General features: G+C 44.3%; 18 protein-coding genes and 1 pseudogene. 12 read left to right on the top strand and 7 right to left on the bottom strand.

The window, feature by feature from the left end; genetic code table 11:
* The first annotated feature begins 407 nt into the window (after positions 1-407).
* Complete coding sequence (gene rplU, locus NIES1031_RS06500; protein WP_073548658.1) at positions 408-806, top strand: 50S ribosomal protein L21; 399 nt, start codon at positions 408-410, stop codon at positions 804-806.
* A 24-nt stretch (positions 807-830) separates the two neighbouring features.
* On the top strand, positions 831-1,115 hold the full coding sequence (gene rpmA, locus NIES1031_RS06495; RefSeq protein ID WP_073548657.1) for a 50S ribosomal protein L27: 285 nt from the start codon (positions 831-833) through the stop codon (positions 1,113-1,115).
* A 76-nt stretch (positions 1,116-1,191) separates the two neighbouring features.
* Here the strand turns inward: rpmA and NIES1031_RS06490 are convergent, their stop codons facing one another.
* Positions 1,192-1,626 (bottom strand): hypothetical protein, encoded by a 435-nt coding sequence (locus NIES1031_RS06490; RefSeq protein WP_073548656.1) that lies wholly within the window; start codon positions 1,624-1,626, stop codon positions 1,192-1,194.
* 365 nt (positions 1,627-1,991) lie between these two features.
* On the opposite strand from NIES1031_RS06490, the gene cruF reads away from it, so the two are divergent.
* Together cruF and cruG are read left to right on the top strand one after the other, a co-directional pair.
* Positions 1,992-2,906: a gamma-carotene 1'-hydroxylase CruF gene (gene cruF, locus NIES1031_RS06485; RefSeq protein ID WP_073548655.1), complete on the top strand. Its 915-nt coding sequence runs from the start codon at positions 1,992-1,994 to the stop codon at positions 2,904-2,906.
* 52 nt (positions 2,907-2,958) lie between these two features.
* Positions 2,959-4,122 carry a 2'-O-glycosyltransferase CruG gene (gene cruG / locus NIES1031_RS06480; protein ID WP_143167720.1) on the top strand — a complete coding sequence of 388 codons (1,164 nt, stop codon included), beginning with the start codon at positions 2,959-2,961 and terminating at the stop codon, positions 4,120-4,122.
* On the opposite strand, the gene NIES1031_RS25460 is transcribed toward cruG, so the two are convergent.
* Complete coding sequence (locus tag NIES1031_RS25460) at positions 4,082-4,405, bottom strand: hypothetical protein (protein WP_231295634.1); 324 nt, start codon at positions 4,403-4,405, stop codon at positions 4,082-4,084. The genes cruG and NIES1031_RS25460 overlap by 41 nt on opposite strands.
* A 189-nt stretch (positions 4,406-4,594) precedes the next feature.
* Positions 4,595-4,972 (bottom strand): annotated as a pseudogene (locus NIES1031_RS25455) (ribonuclease H family protein); the annotation flags it as partial.
* Positions 4,973-5,291: 319 nt separating this feature from the next.
* On the opposite strand from NIES1031_RS25455, the gene NIES1031_RS06470 reads away from it, so the two are divergent.
* On the top strand, positions 5,292-7,232 hold the full coding sequence (locus NIES1031_RS06470; RefSeq protein WP_073548653.1) for a DNA polymerase III subunit gamma/tau: 1,941 nt from the start codon (positions 5,292-5,294) through the stop codon (positions 7,230-7,232).
* 9 nt (positions 7,233-7,241) lie between these two features.
* Here the strand turns inward: NIES1031_RS06470 and NIES1031_RS06465 are convergent, their stop codons facing one another.
* On the bottom strand, positions 7,242-8,645 hold the full coding sequence (locus tag NIES1031_RS06465) for a glycosyltransferase family 2 protein (protein ID WP_073548652.1): 1,404 nt from the start codon (positions 8,643-8,645) through the stop codon (positions 7,242-7,244).
* Positions 8,646-9,083: 438 nt separating this feature from the next.
* Between NIES1031_RS06465 and ebsA the strand changes: the two genes are divergently transcribed.
* Positions 9,084-9,458 carry a type IV pilus biogenesis protein EbsA gene (gene ebsA / locus NIES1031_RS06460; protein ID WP_073548651.1) on the top strand — a complete coding sequence of 125 codons (375 nt, stop codon included), beginning with the start codon at positions 9,084-9,086 and terminating at the stop codon, positions 9,456-9,458.
* A 141-nt stretch (positions 9,459-9,599) separates the two neighbouring features.
* Entirely contained in the window at positions 9,600-10,712 is a 1,113-nt protein-coding gene (locus tag NIES1031_RS06455) for a phosphotransacetylase family protein (protein ID WP_218596684.1), read from the top strand.
* Between the two features lie 5 nt (positions 10,713-10,717).
* On the opposite strand, the gene NIES1031_RS06450 is transcribed toward NIES1031_RS06455, so the two are convergent.
* Positions 10,718-11,206 carry a DUF4188 domain-containing protein gene (locus NIES1031_RS06450; RefSeq protein ID WP_073548650.1) on the bottom strand — a complete coding sequence of 163 codons (489 nt, stop codon included), beginning with the start codon at positions 11,204-11,206 and terminating at the stop codon, positions 10,718-10,720.
* A gap of 117 nt (positions 11,207-11,323) precedes the next feature.
* On the opposite strand from NIES1031_RS06450, the gene NIES1031_RS06445 reads away from it, so the two are divergent.
* From NIES1031_RS06445 to NIES1031_RS06425, 5 genes are all read left to right on the top strand, one after another.
* A complete protein-coding gene (locus NIES1031_RS06445) occupies positions 11,324-11,857 on the top strand; it encodes a PadR family transcriptional regulator (RefSeq protein WP_073548682.1) in 534 nt (177 codons plus the stop codon).
* Positions 11,858-11,920: 63 nt separating this feature from the next.
* Positions 11,921-12,427 (top strand): hypothetical protein, encoded by a 507-nt coding sequence (locus NIES1031_RS06440; protein ID WP_015189176.1) that lies wholly within the window; start codon positions 11,921-11,923, stop codon positions 12,425-12,427.
* Positions 12,428-12,463: 36 nt separating this feature from the next.
* Complete coding sequence (locus NIES1031_RS06435) at positions 12,464-12,880, top strand: MAPEG family protein (RefSeq protein ID WP_073548649.1); 417 nt, start codon at positions 12,464-12,466, stop codon at positions 12,878-12,880.
* A gap of 120 nt (positions 12,881-13,000) precedes the next feature.
* Entirely contained in the window at positions 13,001-13,492 is a 492-nt protein-coding gene (locus NIES1031_RS06430) for a YajQ family cyclic di-GMP-binding protein (RefSeq protein ID WP_015189174.1), read from the top strand.
* A gap of 104 nt (positions 13,493-13,596) precedes the next feature.
* Positions 13,597-13,761, top strand: coding sequence for a metallothionein (locus tag NIES1031_RS06425; protein ID WP_073548648.1), 165 nt, complete (start codon positions 13,597-13,599; stop codon positions 13,759-13,761).
* A gap of 14 nt (positions 13,762-13,775) precedes the next feature.
* On the opposite strand, the gene NIES1031_RS06420 is transcribed toward NIES1031_RS06425, so the two are convergent.
* Both NIES1031_RS06420 and NIES1031_RS26315 read right to left on the bottom strand, forming a co-directional pair.
* Entirely contained in the window at positions 13,776-14,102 is a 327-nt protein-coding gene (locus tag NIES1031_RS06420; protein ID WP_073548647.1) for a hypothetical protein, read from the bottom strand.
* 148 nt (positions 14,103-14,250) lie between these two features.
* A complete protein-coding gene (locus NIES1031_RS26315; protein WP_407919483.1) occupies positions 14,251-14,379 on the bottom strand; it encodes a methyltransferase domain-containing protein in 129 nt (42 codons plus the stop codon).
* Positions 14,380-14,761 lie beyond the last annotated feature (382 nt).

Raw genomic sequence — 14,761 nt, 5'->3', positions numbered from 1 at the left:
AGGATGGTGCGGACCCATGTTCAGCACCATAGGTTCCGTTCTCGTTTCAATTCTTGGCATAGAGTAGCAAGTTTAAGTTTTGTAGCGTTGTTTTCATTATCCCTGACAGCGATGTTTTTGTGTATTGAGAATGAGTAATTAGCAGTCAAAAAGTTACTCGTTAAGAGTGCTGAGTTATGCGTTAAGAAAATTCTTCTAATTCACATAATTCACAATTCAAAACGAATCACTCTTCCACTAGCCACTGATGACTCGCTCTTCATTTTTGACAAATACTTGACAAGTCTACTAAAATAATAGATTGTGCTGTCTAAATCCTGCTCGGATCAGGTGAATGATGAGCAAAAGTTGACAGCTTGATTTTCAAGCATATCAGCTACCTGTACGGCAAAATTACGAAATATCCCATGACTTACGCAATTATTGAAACCGGCGGCAAGCAACTCAGAGTAGAACCTGGTCGCTTTTACGATATTGAGCGCTTAAGCGTTGAACCCGACGAAACAATTACTTTGGAATCAGTTTTATTTGTACAACACGACGACGGCGTTGCGATTGGACAGCCGTTTGTGGACGGAGCAACCGTAGAAGGAACTGTCTTGCGTCATCTACGCGATCGCAAAGTTCTCGTGTACAAGATGAAGCCCAAAAAGAAAACGCGCAAAAAGCGGGGACATCGTCAGGAAATTACACGGTTGATGATTAATTCCATCAGCTTCAATGGTTCTGTGTTTACCGCCGAAGCCGCAGCGCCTGCTGAACCTGAAGCAATTTCTGAGACCGAATCTTCTGATGAAGCACAATAGAAAGGTAGAGATCTAGAGGAAATTATGGCTCATAAGAAAGGAACGGGTAGTACCCGCAACGGTCGTGACTCGAACGCCCAGCGTTTAGGCGTGAAACGCTTTGGTGGTGAAACAGTTCGTGCTGGTAATATTATAGTGCGCCAGCGCGGTACTAAATTCCACCCTGGAAACAACGTGGGTATCGGTAGCGATGACACCTTGTTTGCTCTCATTGATGGCATTGTCACGTTTGAAAGAAAGGATAGAACCCGCAAAAAGGTCAGCATCTACCCAGCAGCTACCCCAGAAGCGACAACAACAGCATCGTAAAAGACGCTTACTTAATAAATTAATGAGCCACGGGCAAGGCACTGCCTTGCCCCTATTATTTTATTTTTGTCTGCCTCTATAACTGCCAATAAATCCAATTTTGTGCGAATGCACCCAGCGCTAAACCAGCGATCGAGACAGCAGTTAACATCCAGAAAATTTGAGTTTCACTCCATCCTACGGTTTGAGCATCTAAGCGAAACAATGTAGCCGCAGATACAGCAACCAAACCATGCGCAAATATATGAAACCAGGAGATAATCAGGACGGTTAAAAAAGCTCCAATGACAGCGACAAAAAAAGCTCTGGTGTCAGACTTAAATAAAAGTCCTAAATCGTTTCTGATTTGAGACCACGGCGAAGCGAGGAGAACAGAGAGCAAAAAAATACCGATAACGATTATTATCCAAGCTGCCACCGGATCGTCAAATGTTTCTAGCAGCCAGCCTAAGGTGATATACGTTAGTAACAGTAATGTAAAAGCTACCCAGGGGATTTTCAAGCTTAGCATCAGACTGGCAAGTGACGAGTCTTATGTCTTGTATATCACGCGAGGATAAAAAAGGTAAGAAAGAGAAGCGCGCTTTCCTAAGCGGATGCTCTCATAAACCGCAAACTTGATCAAACTTATACTTATTCGTAGTTTCTTCAAGCTTTCTATTTAACCAGTCGTGTTATACCTTGACTCATAAACTTAGTGATAATCCAATTTAGAATCTTGGAGGTTTTCACACTCCGGCGAAGATTCTATGATTAAGGATCGCAGCACGATTACTCTACTTATGTATCAAAAAACTTATTAACTCTTTTCGTAAACATTTGTAAACTGTTATGAGTGACATTGTATAGAGTGTCAGATTGTCTTAAGGAATTCTCATGAAGCAACTTGTTATTGCTGAACGCTACTGCTTAATCGGTCATATTTTGGCAAAGACTTTTGGACTAGCAGGGTTGCTCCTAGTCGTACCGCACGCGGATGCCATCTTACGTTTACTACCAGATGGACAAAGCTTGTTTCAATGGAGTGTTGAAAAATCAATGGCAGGAGGCGGCGTCACGGATATCCTTTTTGGGTTAGCCGCCGTCTCAATTTTTGCCTATCGCACGGTTGGGATGCGGCTCACATTAGCCTTTATGCTGCCAGCCGTTGCGATATCTTTGACGAGTGAATTATTAGGAACAGGCACTGGATTTCCTTTTGGAGATTATAGCTACCTCAGTGGATTAGGGTACAAAATTGCGGGGTTAGTGCCTTTTACTATCCCGCTGTCTTGGTTTTATATGGGTTTTTCTTCCTATTTAATTGCTAGTGTTGCTTTAAATACCAATAAATCAAACTGGTTACGCCAAGTAGGTGCTATCCTTTTGGGGGCGATGCTGTTTACTGCTTGGGATTTTGCTTTAGAACCAGCAATGAGTCAGACAAATTTTCCGTTTTGGTACTGGGCAGAACCAGGAGCGTTTTTTGGAACACCGTATCGTAACTATTTAGGTTGGTATGGCACGAGTGCCTTATTTATGAGTGTGGCTGCAATCTTGTGGAGAAATCCACGCTTAAATTTAAATCGTGCGCAACTTGTTGTACCACTGATTGTCTACTTAAGTAACGTTGCGTTTGCTGCTGCGATTAGCTTAGCTTTTGGATATTGGATTCCTGTTGCTCTAGGTTTAATCTTCGGTGTCATTCCAGTGATTTTCCTATGGTGGATGGCACAACCAAGTACAGACGCTGTTGTCGAAGCCGCGACAGGGGTTGTCAACAACCCTTCAGTAAAAGTTGCCTTGAAGTAAGTAAGCTGTGCAGGAAGTAGATGTGGTCAGCTGGTTAATCTTTCAAGGCGCTATGGCATTTTTATTACTACTGATTCAAATACCAGCAGCGGCAGTGTTGCTGTCACGTTTGCTCAAAGGTCCCAGTCGCCATCCTCCGCTAAAACCCACTTCGGCTACACCAGATCTTGTGGGTAGTGTAAGCGTTGTCGTACCGACTTTAAATGAAGCTGACCGCATTGGCCCTTGTTTAGCTGGGTTAAGTCGGCAAAGTTACGAAGTGCGAGAAGTGATTATTGTCGATAGCAACTCGCAGGATGGCACACCAGACTTAGTAAAGGCGGTGCAAAAAAATGACCCGCGCTTTCGTTTAATGACTGACGATCCTTTACCCGCTGACTGGGTAGGACGTCCTTGGGCTTTACATAATGGCTTTTTACATAGTTCCGAACATAGTCAGTGGTTTTTAGGTATGGATGCCGATACTCAACCGCATCCAGGCTTAGTTGCCAGCCTTATAAAAACGGCTCAAACGGAAGGCTATGACTTGGTATCTTTATCACCGCAATTTATTTTGAACTCCCCTGGAGAGTGTTGGTTACAACCTGCGTTGTTAATGACGCTACTATACAGGTTTGAAAGTGCGGGTGTCGATAGTTCAGTTGCAGAAAGAGTTATGGCAAACGGACAGTGTTTTTTGTGTCGGCGGGCGGTTTTAGCTCAGGTAGGTGGCTATAGCAGCGCGAAAAGTTCGTTCTGTGATGACGTGACTTTAGCACGAAATATCTCATCACAAGGCTTTCGTGTGGGATTTTTAGATGGTGCTCAGGTGTTTAAAGTCAGGATGTACGAAGGCGCAATCCAAACTTGGCAAGAGTGGGGGCGATCGCTTGATTTAAAAGATGCTTCCTCATCCGCAGCTTTGTGGTGGGATTTGTGGTTGCTTTTTGCCGTGCAAGCGTTACCGTTACCAATCTTACTAGGCTATTTTCTTTTCCCGTCGTCTACACTTTCGCCTTTTTCACTAGCATTGCTGGGACTCAATTCGTTTTTACTGATTGTCCGCTTTGCTTTGTTGTTGGCGATCGCGCCTTCCTACGATCGCTCGCAAGCAAAAGGAGGTTGGTTATTTTGGTTGTCACCTTTTGCTGATCCTTTGGCGGTACTGCGGATTTTCTTATCGGCTTTTCGCACTCCTACTCAGTGGCGGGGTCGCCAGTATGGTCATCCGAGTTAACTTGATCTGCGCGTTCTAATTCCCAGAGAATTTGGTTGCCTTCACGGCGGACGCGCGACACAATCCAGTTGCGCCAGCGCCATTCGTCACCACGGCTTGTGACTGCGCTGGCGTGGACATCCATCAGATCAGCTAATTCAGAACTTGTGATTAAGTAACCTTTTGCCGCGATCTCGTCAGCAATCCGTAAGGTTTCGACTAAGCTACGTAGCAAAGCCACTCTCGTCTCGCGGGGGATTTCTTCACTGGTGACAACGGAGTTTGGTGCGGTAGATTCCATCATGGTCATATCCAAGACAAGGTGGCTAGAAGTTGTCTTTTCGTAAGTTATCGTAGATTGTGGTACATAATCGGATACTTCTGTTACCAGTACAGAATCTGATTTTGGTTGTTGCAGCGTTGGAGTTTTACCGGTAGCAAATGCCCGTGCAATTTTGTCACAGCGTTCGTTACCTACATTACCTGCGTGACCTCGGACGTACTGCCATTGCACATTCTTGTTTCTTTCGTCAAGAATTTCCCAGAGGTCTTGATTGAGTACGGGTTTTCCTTGAGCGGTTTTCCAACCTTTCTTTTTCCAACCTTTTACCCACTGTGTAATACCCTTAATAAGGTATTCACTATCGGTATATAGTGTAATCGGTTCGTTTGTCGGTACGGTTGAGAGCAATTCTAGTGCGGCGATCGCGGCTTGCATTTCCATGCGATTATTCGTCGTTTGCGCTTCGTACCCACCGAGTTCCTGAACTGAGCCATCCGCAAAGTAAACAACAACCGCCCAACCGCCAGGACCAGGGTTGCCCGTACAGGCTCCATCAGTATATATGCTTTTAATTGTATTGGCAGGCATATAGAAATTAAACAGTGAAAGAAGCGGGTGAAAATATAAATATCATTTGAAAGTTGGTAACTGGTAATTGGTCACTGGCAATTATACTCATCAACAATTACCTATTACCCGCAGATGAAGAACTATTAAGGCTAGCACAATTACGTGTGTAGCTTCTACCTAAATTCCTGCGCACGAGTTACCTTATTAGTATGTTTGTTCTACTTTAGAGGTGCTGCATCAAATTAGTGTGATAAAAATTACACTTGCCTACACTCATTTCAAAAATGATTACATTATAATTCTCCCCTGCTCCTTTGCTCTCCTATTCCCCTGCCCCATGTACGAGCCACTACATCACAAATATCGACCCCAAAGCTTTGCAGAACTGGTGGGACAAGAGGCGATCGCCACAACGCTCATTAATGCTGTCCGCACCAGTAGAATTGCGCCTGCATATTTGTTTACAGGTCCGCGTGGTACAGGGAAAACATCTAGCGCCCGTATTTTGGCAAAATCACTGAATTGTTTAGCAAGCCGTGTACCTACCGAAACGCCTTGCGGTGTGTGTGAAGTGTGTCGAGGAATTGCCAATGGTTCGGCGTTAGATGTGATTGAAATTGATGCGGCGAGTAACACAGGGGTAGACAATATTCGAGAAATCATCGAGCGATCGCAGTTTGCTCCGGTGCAGTGTCGCTACAAAGTGTATGCAATCGACGAATGCCATATGCTGAGTACCGCCGCTTTCAATGCCTTACTCAAAACGCTTGAAGAACCACCCCCACACGTCGTTTTTGTCCTAGCAACAACTGATCCCCAGCGGGTTTTACCGACGATTATTTCACGCTGTCAGCGGTTCGATTTTCGCCGAATTCCCTTAGCAGCAATGGTGCAGCATCTCCAAGCGATCGCAGCACAAGAACAAATCCAAATTACAAGTGAAGCCTTAACACTAGTAGCACAACTATCCCAAGGAGGATTACGTGATGCTGAGAGTTTGTTGGATCAACTCAGTTTATTACCAGAAGTCACAGTAGAGCGCGTTTGGGATTTGGTCGGTTCCGTTGCGGAGGCAGATTTACTCGCGTTACTCGACGCGATCGCGCAAAACAACGCCGAACAACTTCTTGATCGCACGCGTCAATTATTAGAACGCGGGCGAGAACCTTTAACGATCTTGCAAAATCTTACGAGTTGCTATCGCGATTTGCTGATCGCCAAAACCGCACCTCATCGTAACGATTTGGTTGCTTGTACTGCAACAACATGGCAAGCAATGTGCGATTTAGTACAGCAGTGGAATATCGCAACAATTCTTGATGGACAAAAAAATCTCAAAGCCAGTGAAGCGCAAATTAAAACTTCTACGCAACCGCGATTATGGTTAGAGGTGACACTGCTTGGATTATTACCTACAACCAGTACACCTCAACCGTCGCCAGTTATTCATCGAAATATCAGTACTTCCAAAACTCTATCTGTAGTAAAAGATGCTTCACAACAGCAAACACCGTCGCCTGCTGTCACTGCATCGGCACATCCTCCACAACCGCAAACACCGCCACAACAAGAAGTCGCTGAACCAATCTCACCACCGCCGCTTGTGCATCACGATCGCTCGGATATTCGCACTGATGAAGATGAAGCCGTTGAAATTCCTACTGAAGTTGTCGCCACTTCTGTTGACCTCGATCAAGTTTGGCAACAAGTGCTGCAAAACTTACCTTTACCAAGTAAAGCACTATTTAAAGAACACGGCAGCTTAGTCGCGATTCACGAGCAACACGCTTCGATTGGTATTCGTTCGCAAAAGTTACTCAAAATTGCTCAAACCAAAGTAGCAGATTTAGAAGCAGCATTTGGGAAGTTGTCCGATCGCAAAGTAAAAGTACAGCTTGAAGTTGCAACGACTCATCAGCGGAAGGCTAATACTCCGGTAACACCGCAGCCTACAAGAAAGCCTCCAGTGACTACTGCCTCTCCCGAAACAACGGCATCGGTATCCAGTGCTACGTCTACTTTAATTAAACCCGAACCCACGATCGCACCTGATGCTGTTGCTGAAGTACAACCCGATTCAATGTTAATTGATTCGCCTGATTCTACAACCGATGATGTCGCGATCGCGGCGCAACGTTTAGCCGATTTTTTTAAAGGTGAGGTTCTGCAACTCAACGATGATGCAGTATTTACTCAACCAATAGCAACAAGCAGCCTACCACCGCAGGCTGCTTTAGATTGGGATGATGCAGATGAAGAAGATACTGCTGAATTTTGAATTTGATTTTTAATTATTGCCTTGATGGACAGTTTTTACCCATTTTAGCCGCTTTGGTCGCACCGACATCCGCGCTGTTGTACTCGCCATGACCACCATCCAGTGGCACATATACAAAGTACCGCGCAGCGTTTGTAAGAGGATAACAAACAATGCAGACCAAGTGAGTTTATCTTCAAGCGTGCGAATTCGCTTTAACCCCAAGAACATCCATATCATAAATATGGTGACGGTGAAGCTTGTAAGCGGCGTCAGCACAGGTAATCGGTTACGGGCGATCGCCATCAGGAAATCAGGAACTTGCGCGATCGGGACGATGTACTGAATGAGCATGAACATCAGTAAATCGAATTTTTTGCCAGCACCGATGCGGCTTTTGATAATTAATCGCCAGTAATCTAAATAGCGCTGATAACCGCCTTCTGCCCAGCGGTTGCGTTGATGCCATAGTGCGATCGCATTCGTTACGCCTTCTTCTTCGACATATGGGTAGCTGACAAATTCAATTTCCCAATTATCTAGATGTAAGCGCAACGTTAAATCGAGATCGTCGGTAATCGTTTCTTCATTCCAACCGCCACAACGTTCCAGCGCGTGACGGCGAACAAACTGACCGTTTCCGCGCAATTCACCAATACCGCCAAGGGCTACGCGCTGCTGCTGAACATAGCTATCGACAGCCATTTCTGCCATCTGACCGCGAGTCCAAAAGTTCTCGTGCGAGTTGGCGATCGCTTTGCGTACCTGTACGGCTCCGACGGTACGTTTTTGAAACAATGGCAATACACGCTGCAATAAGTCAGGCGTTACCTGCGCATCGGCATCAAATACTGCCAAAATTTCCCCTTTTGTTAAGGGTAAAACTTGGTTTAATGCGCCGGATTTACCACCACTAGCTTCTGCACCCCGTCGCAACACTTTTAATTTATCGTAATTTTGCTGTAATTTTTCTAAAAGTGCGGGCGTTTGGTCGGTACTATTATCGTCAATGACCCAAACTTCGTAGCGGTCTACCGGATAATCAAGGCTACAAAGCGTCTTGACTAAATTGCCAATCACTGCTTCTTCATTTTTGGCAGCGACTAACAGCGAAACTGAAGGTAAATAATCGGCTTGCGCATTTTGGGTACGGGGACGAGCTAAAACTAACCGTAGGGTATGAATTCCCCATAAAGTTGTTAAACCGAGTACCAGCCAAAATCCAACGGAAATTAAATGAAGGGCGATCGTGCCACTCCAAACTACGATGAAAACAACAGCCGCTTTGCGTCTTCGACCCTCGCCGCAAGTCTTGAGAGATGTTGTTTGCAACGTCTCTAGCTCAGACTCGTCTTCTGATAACTCAGATAACAACGAGCCTAGCGCCTCAAGTTCGCTATAAGAATCGTTCTCAGCCCAGGAATTCGCTGGCATAGTTTACTTGATCAACCACCAGTATTTATTTACACACTCCCAAGAAGCAAGGTAACATCACAGCACAGTCGACAAACGTTTAGTCTTGGATGATTTCACTGAACTCGAATCGAGTTGGGCGCATCACGCACAAGGTAGCAACAGATTGTCGTTAGCAGAAATTGCGATCGTACTAACCATCGTTTAAAAGCGAGGTTTTTTGATGTAATTTCCCAAGCTTCGATAAAAGTAAGTGCAGCCCTATTGTATCCGACATTGACAGGAGCGAGGAAATAGGAGGAGCCAGTCGCCAGCGTAATGTTAGCAACAGTGGCTAGTATTAGTCAGCAACTGCTATAGAAAAAGCTCAATATATGGGAATACTGGGCAGAGGAGCTAATTTTTTGATGTTTACTCCTTGCTTTCGCGACGCATACATTTTTTAGCAATAGTGCCGATATGTCGATTGAGCAACTACAACCCGCTAGTCTACAAGAAGTCAGAGTTTATCAACCTTATTTTCAGGGCAATAAACGCAATACACTACCTCTAGCCATTAGCCTTTACAAACAAGGAGTCCTCCAAGGACAGCGCAACATAGAAGGTGGTGAAAGTATTCCTTTTGTGGCTACTTGGAATGTGTCTACACTCCCTGCTGATTTAACGCGTTGCCGAATGCAGTTCGATGGTAAGGCAGATCTCAGCTATGAGGTGATGATGTCTAGCTCGGAACTCGTAGACTTTTTGATCGATACAATCTTACATTTCAAACGCACGAACACTGTCGATTTTACTAAGGGTTTTTACCGAAAACTACTTCGGTTTGACAATTAAATTCAAAATCTCATCTCATTTTGTAGCTTATAATTCCAATCTGTTACCCGTCTGCCCTCAAACTACAAGAACTGCTTATGAGTCTTATCAAATAGCAGGTTCCACCTAGAATATATAAATAATCAAGCCGCATACGGCGAAATGTTGAGTTTAGGGAGTGGGGACGTGCCGAATGCTAAGTACTTGCTGATTGGATCAATCGAGGCTTACAGCGGTAAGTCGGCAACGGTGCTGGGATTATCTGAACAGCTAAAGCAGACAAAGCTCGATCTTGCCTATGGAAAACCGTTAGGTAATTGGGTGAATAACTCGGAGGAATCGCCGATCGATGCAGATGTTCAATTTGTTAACCAAATCCTTCAGTTACCAGAAAACCGACTGTTACCATCGCTCCTAACTTTAAATGAAGCAACGATTCAAAAGCGCCTATGCGGTAAGGATACGACGGATTATCAGCATTTAGCCGCAGTACAATATCAGCAGTCAAAGGGAGATCTAGTATTACTCGAAGGTCCAGGGAATTTAGAAGAAGGCAGCTTATTTGGGTTAAGCTTACTCGATGTCGCAAAGATCGTTGATGCTAAAGTCCTGCTCGTCACACGCTACAAATCAGTTTTCTTAGTAGAAGCACTTTTAGCAGCGAAGCAGCGTTTAGGCGATCGCTTAATCGGTGTCTTGATTAACGATATCGCTCCAGAACAAATGCAGACTGTTGATACCGATGTCCGCGCGTTTTTAGAAAAGCACGGTATTCCTGTATTAGGAACGCTGCCAAAAAATAACTTACTGCGCAGCATCAGCGTTGCTGAACTTGTTGAACGATTAGGTGCAGAAGTACTGTGTCGTCCAGATCGCCTAGGCTTAATGGTAGAAAGTTTGGCAATTGGCGCTATGAATGTCAACGCGGCATTGAAATATTTCCGCCGACGGCAGAATATGGCAGTGGTGACAGGCGGCGATCGCGTCGAAATTCAACTGGCTGCTTTAGAAAGTTCGACGCAATGTCTCATCCTCACTGGACAACTACCACCACCACCGTTTATCCTCTCCAAAGCTGAGGAACTCGAAATTCCCATTTTATCGGTCGATCTCGATACGCTCTCTACAGTAGAAATCATTGATCGTACTTTTGGACAAGTTCGCCTGCATGAACCAATTAAAGTGCAATGCATCTGTGAGTTGATGCAAAAGCGTTTTGATATTGACCGTTTGTTGTCGCAACTAGAGTTAAAGCCCGCAGTGGCGTTGCCTTAAAGGTGTTATGCATAAGGTGTTTCTGGTTTTAGCTGTTGTCGTGCCGTTTCTCTACGCCCTTTCGCTGGAACATGCTGAGTCGCAGCAGCTAAGCCGAAGATCGGCATATTGCCATAAAATGCTTCATAGTTGCCAGGTTTAATGAGATAAGTTTCGTGCCAAATCCCTACACTGCCATCGTTACCTATGGCACGATGAAAGCGTTGCCATGCTGCTAGATGAGGCTCAGCAGGATTTCTCGCAAAGCGCTCTAAATCTTCAAACGACCGCCAGTATTGAATAAGTCCCGCACCCCGCCAATAGATAAAGTTTTCTCCGCCTAAAAACCCTTTCTCTGGATGTTGATAAAGTGTACGCAGCATCGGTGCCATCGCTTGTGCTGTCGGAAGCCATTTGGAGAAAGCGAGAAACTGATTGATGCGTATCCCAATGAGAAACACAACGAAGGGTTCGTCAACTTGCGCTGTGTAGCGCCCTGGCATGATTTGAGCCATGAATATTCTCTCCTTGCGCTCAGCTTGAGGTTTCTTTTATGCAATTAATCTAATATGTGTTTAGTTGCATACTTCAATTATATGCAACAGTTTGCATATGTCAAGGAAATAATTTATATGGCTTTAGCACACGCAATTTTGGCGGTTCTCGTCGATCACCCGAATAGTGGTTACGACTTAGCAAAGCAATTTGATGGTTCTGTAGGGTTCTTTTGGGCAGCAAGTCATCAACAAATTTATCGAGAGTTGTCCAAACTTGAAGCAATAGGCTGGCTAACGTGTGAAATCATTCCGCAAGAAGGACGTCCTGATAAAAAGCTGTATCACATTACCGAAACGGGGAAACAAAAATTACAAGCGTGGATCGCGCAACCTTGCGAGCCAGCAGCAATTAAAGAAGATTTGCTTGTTAAAATCTTTGCGGGTTATGTCGCGACCTCCCCTGAAATTATTTTGCACGAATTACAGCAGCACCGCCAAGCACACTTAGAGAAGCTATCGACGTACAAGGCTTTAGAACAGCGGTACTTTCAAAATCTACAATCGCTGTCTTTGCCTGCGAAGTTTCGTTATCTAACGCTACTCAAAGGTATTAGCTATGAATCAGATTGGGTAGCTTGGTGCGATCGCGCAATTGAAATACTTCGTTAATCGTAAATAACTGCGATCGCGCTGTCTGCTAAAATAGCAAGGTTGTTTAATCTGATTCCGTCTTTGAGTCAGTCTATAGATCTTGTCAACAACGTTGACACTTTAGCGCAAGAACTAGCAACGATTCAGCAAACAGGTGCTAAGCGAATCGCTCTATTAGGTTCTCGCCATGTTCCTCTTACTCATCAGCATCTGATCGAAATGATGAGTTACGCCCTCGTTTTATCTGGCAATCGGCTGATTACCTCTGGCGCAACCGGAACAAACTCGGCGGCGATCCGAGGCGCAATGCGGGCTGATGCTAATTTATTAACAGTCATCTTGCCCCAAAGCTTAGAACGCCAACCGCTAGAGTCGCGACAGCAGCTTGAGCAGGTCATGCACTTAGTCGAAAATCCCAGTAATGATAATTTGTCTCTGGCAGAAGCAAGTGCGATCTGTAACCAAGAAATCATCTCGCGCTGTCAGCAGTTGATTTGCTTCGCGTTTCACGATAGCCGGACTTTGCTACAAACTTGCCAAGAGGCAGAGGATCAGCGTAAGGTAGTGACGCTATTCTATTTAGACTAAGGCTGTTAGTTATTCGCTCTTGCCAACTGATAAAATATGAATTTATCACAACTACCAGCTTCTACAGTTTTTTTGTATTGCATCGTTGCGGCGGCTATTTTAATTTATCTGCCCTTTTTACTTGTCGGCTATGCACGAGTACAAGTTGGCTACGATATCGCTGCGCCTCGCGCTATGTTTGATAAATTGCCACCTTATGCGCAACGGGCAACATGGGCGCATCAAAATTCTTTTGAAGCTTTCATGATTTTTGCCGCCGCCGCTTTGATGGCGTACGTCACAGGCGTAAATTCTAACTTAGCCGTTAGTGCTGCGATCGCCTTTGTTATCGCCCGCTTCCTCTATTCAGTTTTTTATGTCACCAATATTCCCATCGCGCGATCGCTCATGTTCGCTGTTGGCTCTCTCTGTTCTGGTACCCTATTTGTTCTAAGTCTTCTGCAAAATCATTAGGGGCGAAGAGTGAGGAGTGAGGAGCGAGTGATTAATTGTAGTTAGTGAATAGTGACAACAATTTCTCCCCCAACTTCAACAACCCCTGGTCCCTGATCTCTAACCCCTGACCCCTTGCTTATGGCTGCTACATACTCTTTTGACATCGTTAGTGATTTTGACCGCCAAGAGTTAGTTAATGCGGTCGATCAAGCTGTGCGCGACATCAAAAGTCGCTATGACTTGAAAGATACGCAAACTACTGTAGAACTCGGTGATGAAGTCATCACAATCAACACTGACAGCGAGTTTACTCTAGAGTCCGTACACACTGTCTTACGCGAAAAAGCTGCGAAGCGCCAGTTGTCGATGAAAATCTTTGATTTTGGTAAAGTTGAATCCGCAAGCGGAAACCGCGTCCGCCAAGAAATTAAGCTCAAAAAAGGCATTAGCCAGGAAATTGGCAAGCAAATCTCAAAATTGATTCGCGACGAATTTAAGAAAGTACAAGCCTCGATTCAAGGCGACGCAGTGCGAGTCTCTAGTAAAACAAAAGATGACTTGCAAGCTGTTATGCAACGTTTGAAGCAGGAAGATTTTCCAGTAGCTCTACAGTTTACTAACTACCGTTAGGGCGATATCGCCAATTCGCCAAAAATCCTCAGTGTAAATTTTTTTGAAAAACACCTGAATACCTGTTCATATGTTATATTAATATTCAGAGCTAGGACAAAAAAATGACAACTGTAACCCAAATGAAGTGTGCGTGCGAATCTTGTTTGTGTATTGTTTCTTTAGAAGACGCGATTCAAAAAGACGGTAAGCCTTATTGCAGCGAAGCCTGTGCTAATGGTCATACAAGTGGTTCAGGTTGCGGTCACAGTGGTTGTGGATGCAACTAAGATTCAAGTTATCACTAAAGCCGTTGTGAAGTAATGTAGGGAGTAGGAAAGAACATGTTTCTACTCCTTTGTTGTTCTAAAATTAACTTCTGATTCCTTTTTTTCGCGCATAAGAATCTATAGCCTACATCTAATTGATTAAGTTGCTTAAATCGTCCATATTTTGTACTCCATTGACCATTATCTAAATCGGCTTGAAGAAGATTAATTTCGGTTTGAACTACATCAGGATGAGTTAAAGCAAAAGCTGACATACTGACTCTAACATGAGGAATTAAATAGATTTCAGGTTTTCGCCAGCCTGCGGCTAAGAATGAATCTGATAAATCGGGGGATAGCATGAAAAAGGATGAAGAATATCAACGACTCCTTGAGTCATTTGTTTAAGGAGAGATACAACGTTTTTTAAAGCTAAAAAAAACTTGTTGGTCGTACTCTCGAATAAAAGGAAAATAATTATACAACCAGAAAATTTCGCCTGCGATCGCATCAAAAGTAAGAATAATAATCTTTTTTAGCAATCCGGTTCATCTCGCAAAAGGCTTTTTTGAGATCAGAAAAATAGTAAACTGCAAGAAGACAAATGACAGCATCTACTGCACGATCAGGTAAAGAAATTGCCTCAGCGTCATCACAAAGCCATTGTACTTGTGGGTGTGGTGTATGCGATCGCATCACGGCAGAAGGTGGAATCCACGTTTAGCAAGCATCCTACTATAGCCGGCTGTGCCTGCACCAATACCAGCAATAACACTTCCTGGAGTGAATGCGAGTAACTGTACGATAGAATCGACTAGCCGCACATCTGGAAGGCGAGAGCAAGCAGAGAATTGACTCTAGATAGGCATGATGGTTTTTTTGTAGGACATTAGGTAATAAAAGGTAATTATTTCGATGCGATCGCTCCCTATTGCTCGGAAATTTTGCAAAATATATACAAGTTGATTATTCTTAACTTAATTTTCAGCAATCAGACAGTTCGTCCCATTTGCTAGCGATA

Origin of the sequence: Chroogloeocystis siderophila 5.2 s.c.1 (assembly GCF_001904655.1) — a bacterium.
GTDB classification, from domain to species: Bacteria; Cyanobacteriota; Cyanobacteriia; order Cyanobacteriales; family Chroococcidiopsidaceae; genus Chroogloeocystis; species Chroogloeocystis siderophila.
Note: the sequence above shows the minus strand (reverse complement) of the source record. Positions and strands in the feature narration are given on the sequence as shown.

What these genes read in the sequence shown, in the direction of transcription:
- rplU (WP_073548658.1), top strand. Translation starts at nt 408, where the DNA reads ATGACTTACGCAATTATTGAAACCGGCGGCAAGCAACTCAGAGTAGAA.
- rpmA (WP_073548657.1), top strand. Translation starts at nt 831, where the DNA reads ATGGCTCATAAGAAAGGAACGGGTAGTACCCGCAACGGTCGTGACTCG.
- NIES1031_RS06490 (WP_073548656.1), bottom strand. Translation starts at nt 1,626, where the DNA reads ATGCTAAGCTTGAAAATCCCCTGGGTAGCTTTTACATTACTGTTACTA.
- cruF (WP_073548655.1), top strand. Translation starts at nt 1,992, where the DNA reads ATGAAGCAACTTGTTATTGCTGAACGCTACTGCTTAATCGGTCATATT.
- cruG (WP_143167720.1), top strand. Translation starts at nt 2,959, where the DNA reads ATGGCATTTTTATTACTACTGATTCAAATACCAGCAGCGGCAGTGTTG.
- NIES1031_RS25460 (WP_231295634.1), bottom strand. Translation starts at nt 4,405, where the DNA reads ATGATGGAATCTACCGCACCAAACTCCGTTGTCACCAGTGAAGAAATC.
- NIES1031_RS06470 (WP_073548653.1), top strand. Translation starts at nt 5,292, where the DNA reads ATGTACGAGCCACTACATCACAAATATCGACCCCAAAGCTTTGCAGAA.
- NIES1031_RS06465 (WP_073548652.1), bottom strand. Translation starts at nt 8,645, where the DNA reads ATGCCAGCGAATTCCTGGGCTGAGAACGATTCTTATAGCGAACTTGAG.
- ebsA (WP_073548651.1), top strand. Translation starts at nt 9,084, where the DNA reads ATGTCGATTGAGCAACTACAACCCGCTAGTCTACAAGAAGTCAGAGTT.
- NIES1031_RS06455 (WP_218596684.1), top strand. Translation starts at nt 9,600, where the DNA reads ATGTTGAGTTTAGGGAGTGGGGACGTGCCGAATGCTAAGTACTTGCTG.
- NIES1031_RS06450 (WP_073548650.1), bottom strand. Translation starts at nt 11,206, where the DNA reads ATGGCTCAAATCATGCCAGGGCGCTACACAGCGCAAGTTGACGAACCC.
- NIES1031_RS06445 (WP_073548682.1), top strand. Translation starts at nt 11,324, where the DNA reads ATGGCTTTAGCACACGCAATTTTGGCGGTTCTCGTCGATCACCCGAAT.
- NIES1031_RS06435 (WP_073548649.1), top strand. Translation starts at nt 12,464, where the DNA reads ATGAATTTATCACAACTACCAGCTTCTACAGTTTTTTTGTATTGCATC.
- NIES1031_RS06430 (WP_015189174.1), top strand. Translation starts at nt 13,001, where the DNA reads ATGGCTGCTACATACTCTTTTGACATCGTTAGTGATTTTGACCGCCAA.
- NIES1031_RS06425 (WP_073548648.1), top strand. Translation starts at nt 13,597, where the DNA reads ATGACAACTGTAACCCAAATGAAGTGTGCGTGCGAATCTTGTTTGTGT.
- NIES1031_RS06420 (WP_073548647.1), bottom strand. Translation starts at nt 14,102, where the DNA reads ATGCTATCCCCCGATTTATCAGATTCATTCTTAGCCGCAGGCTGGCGA.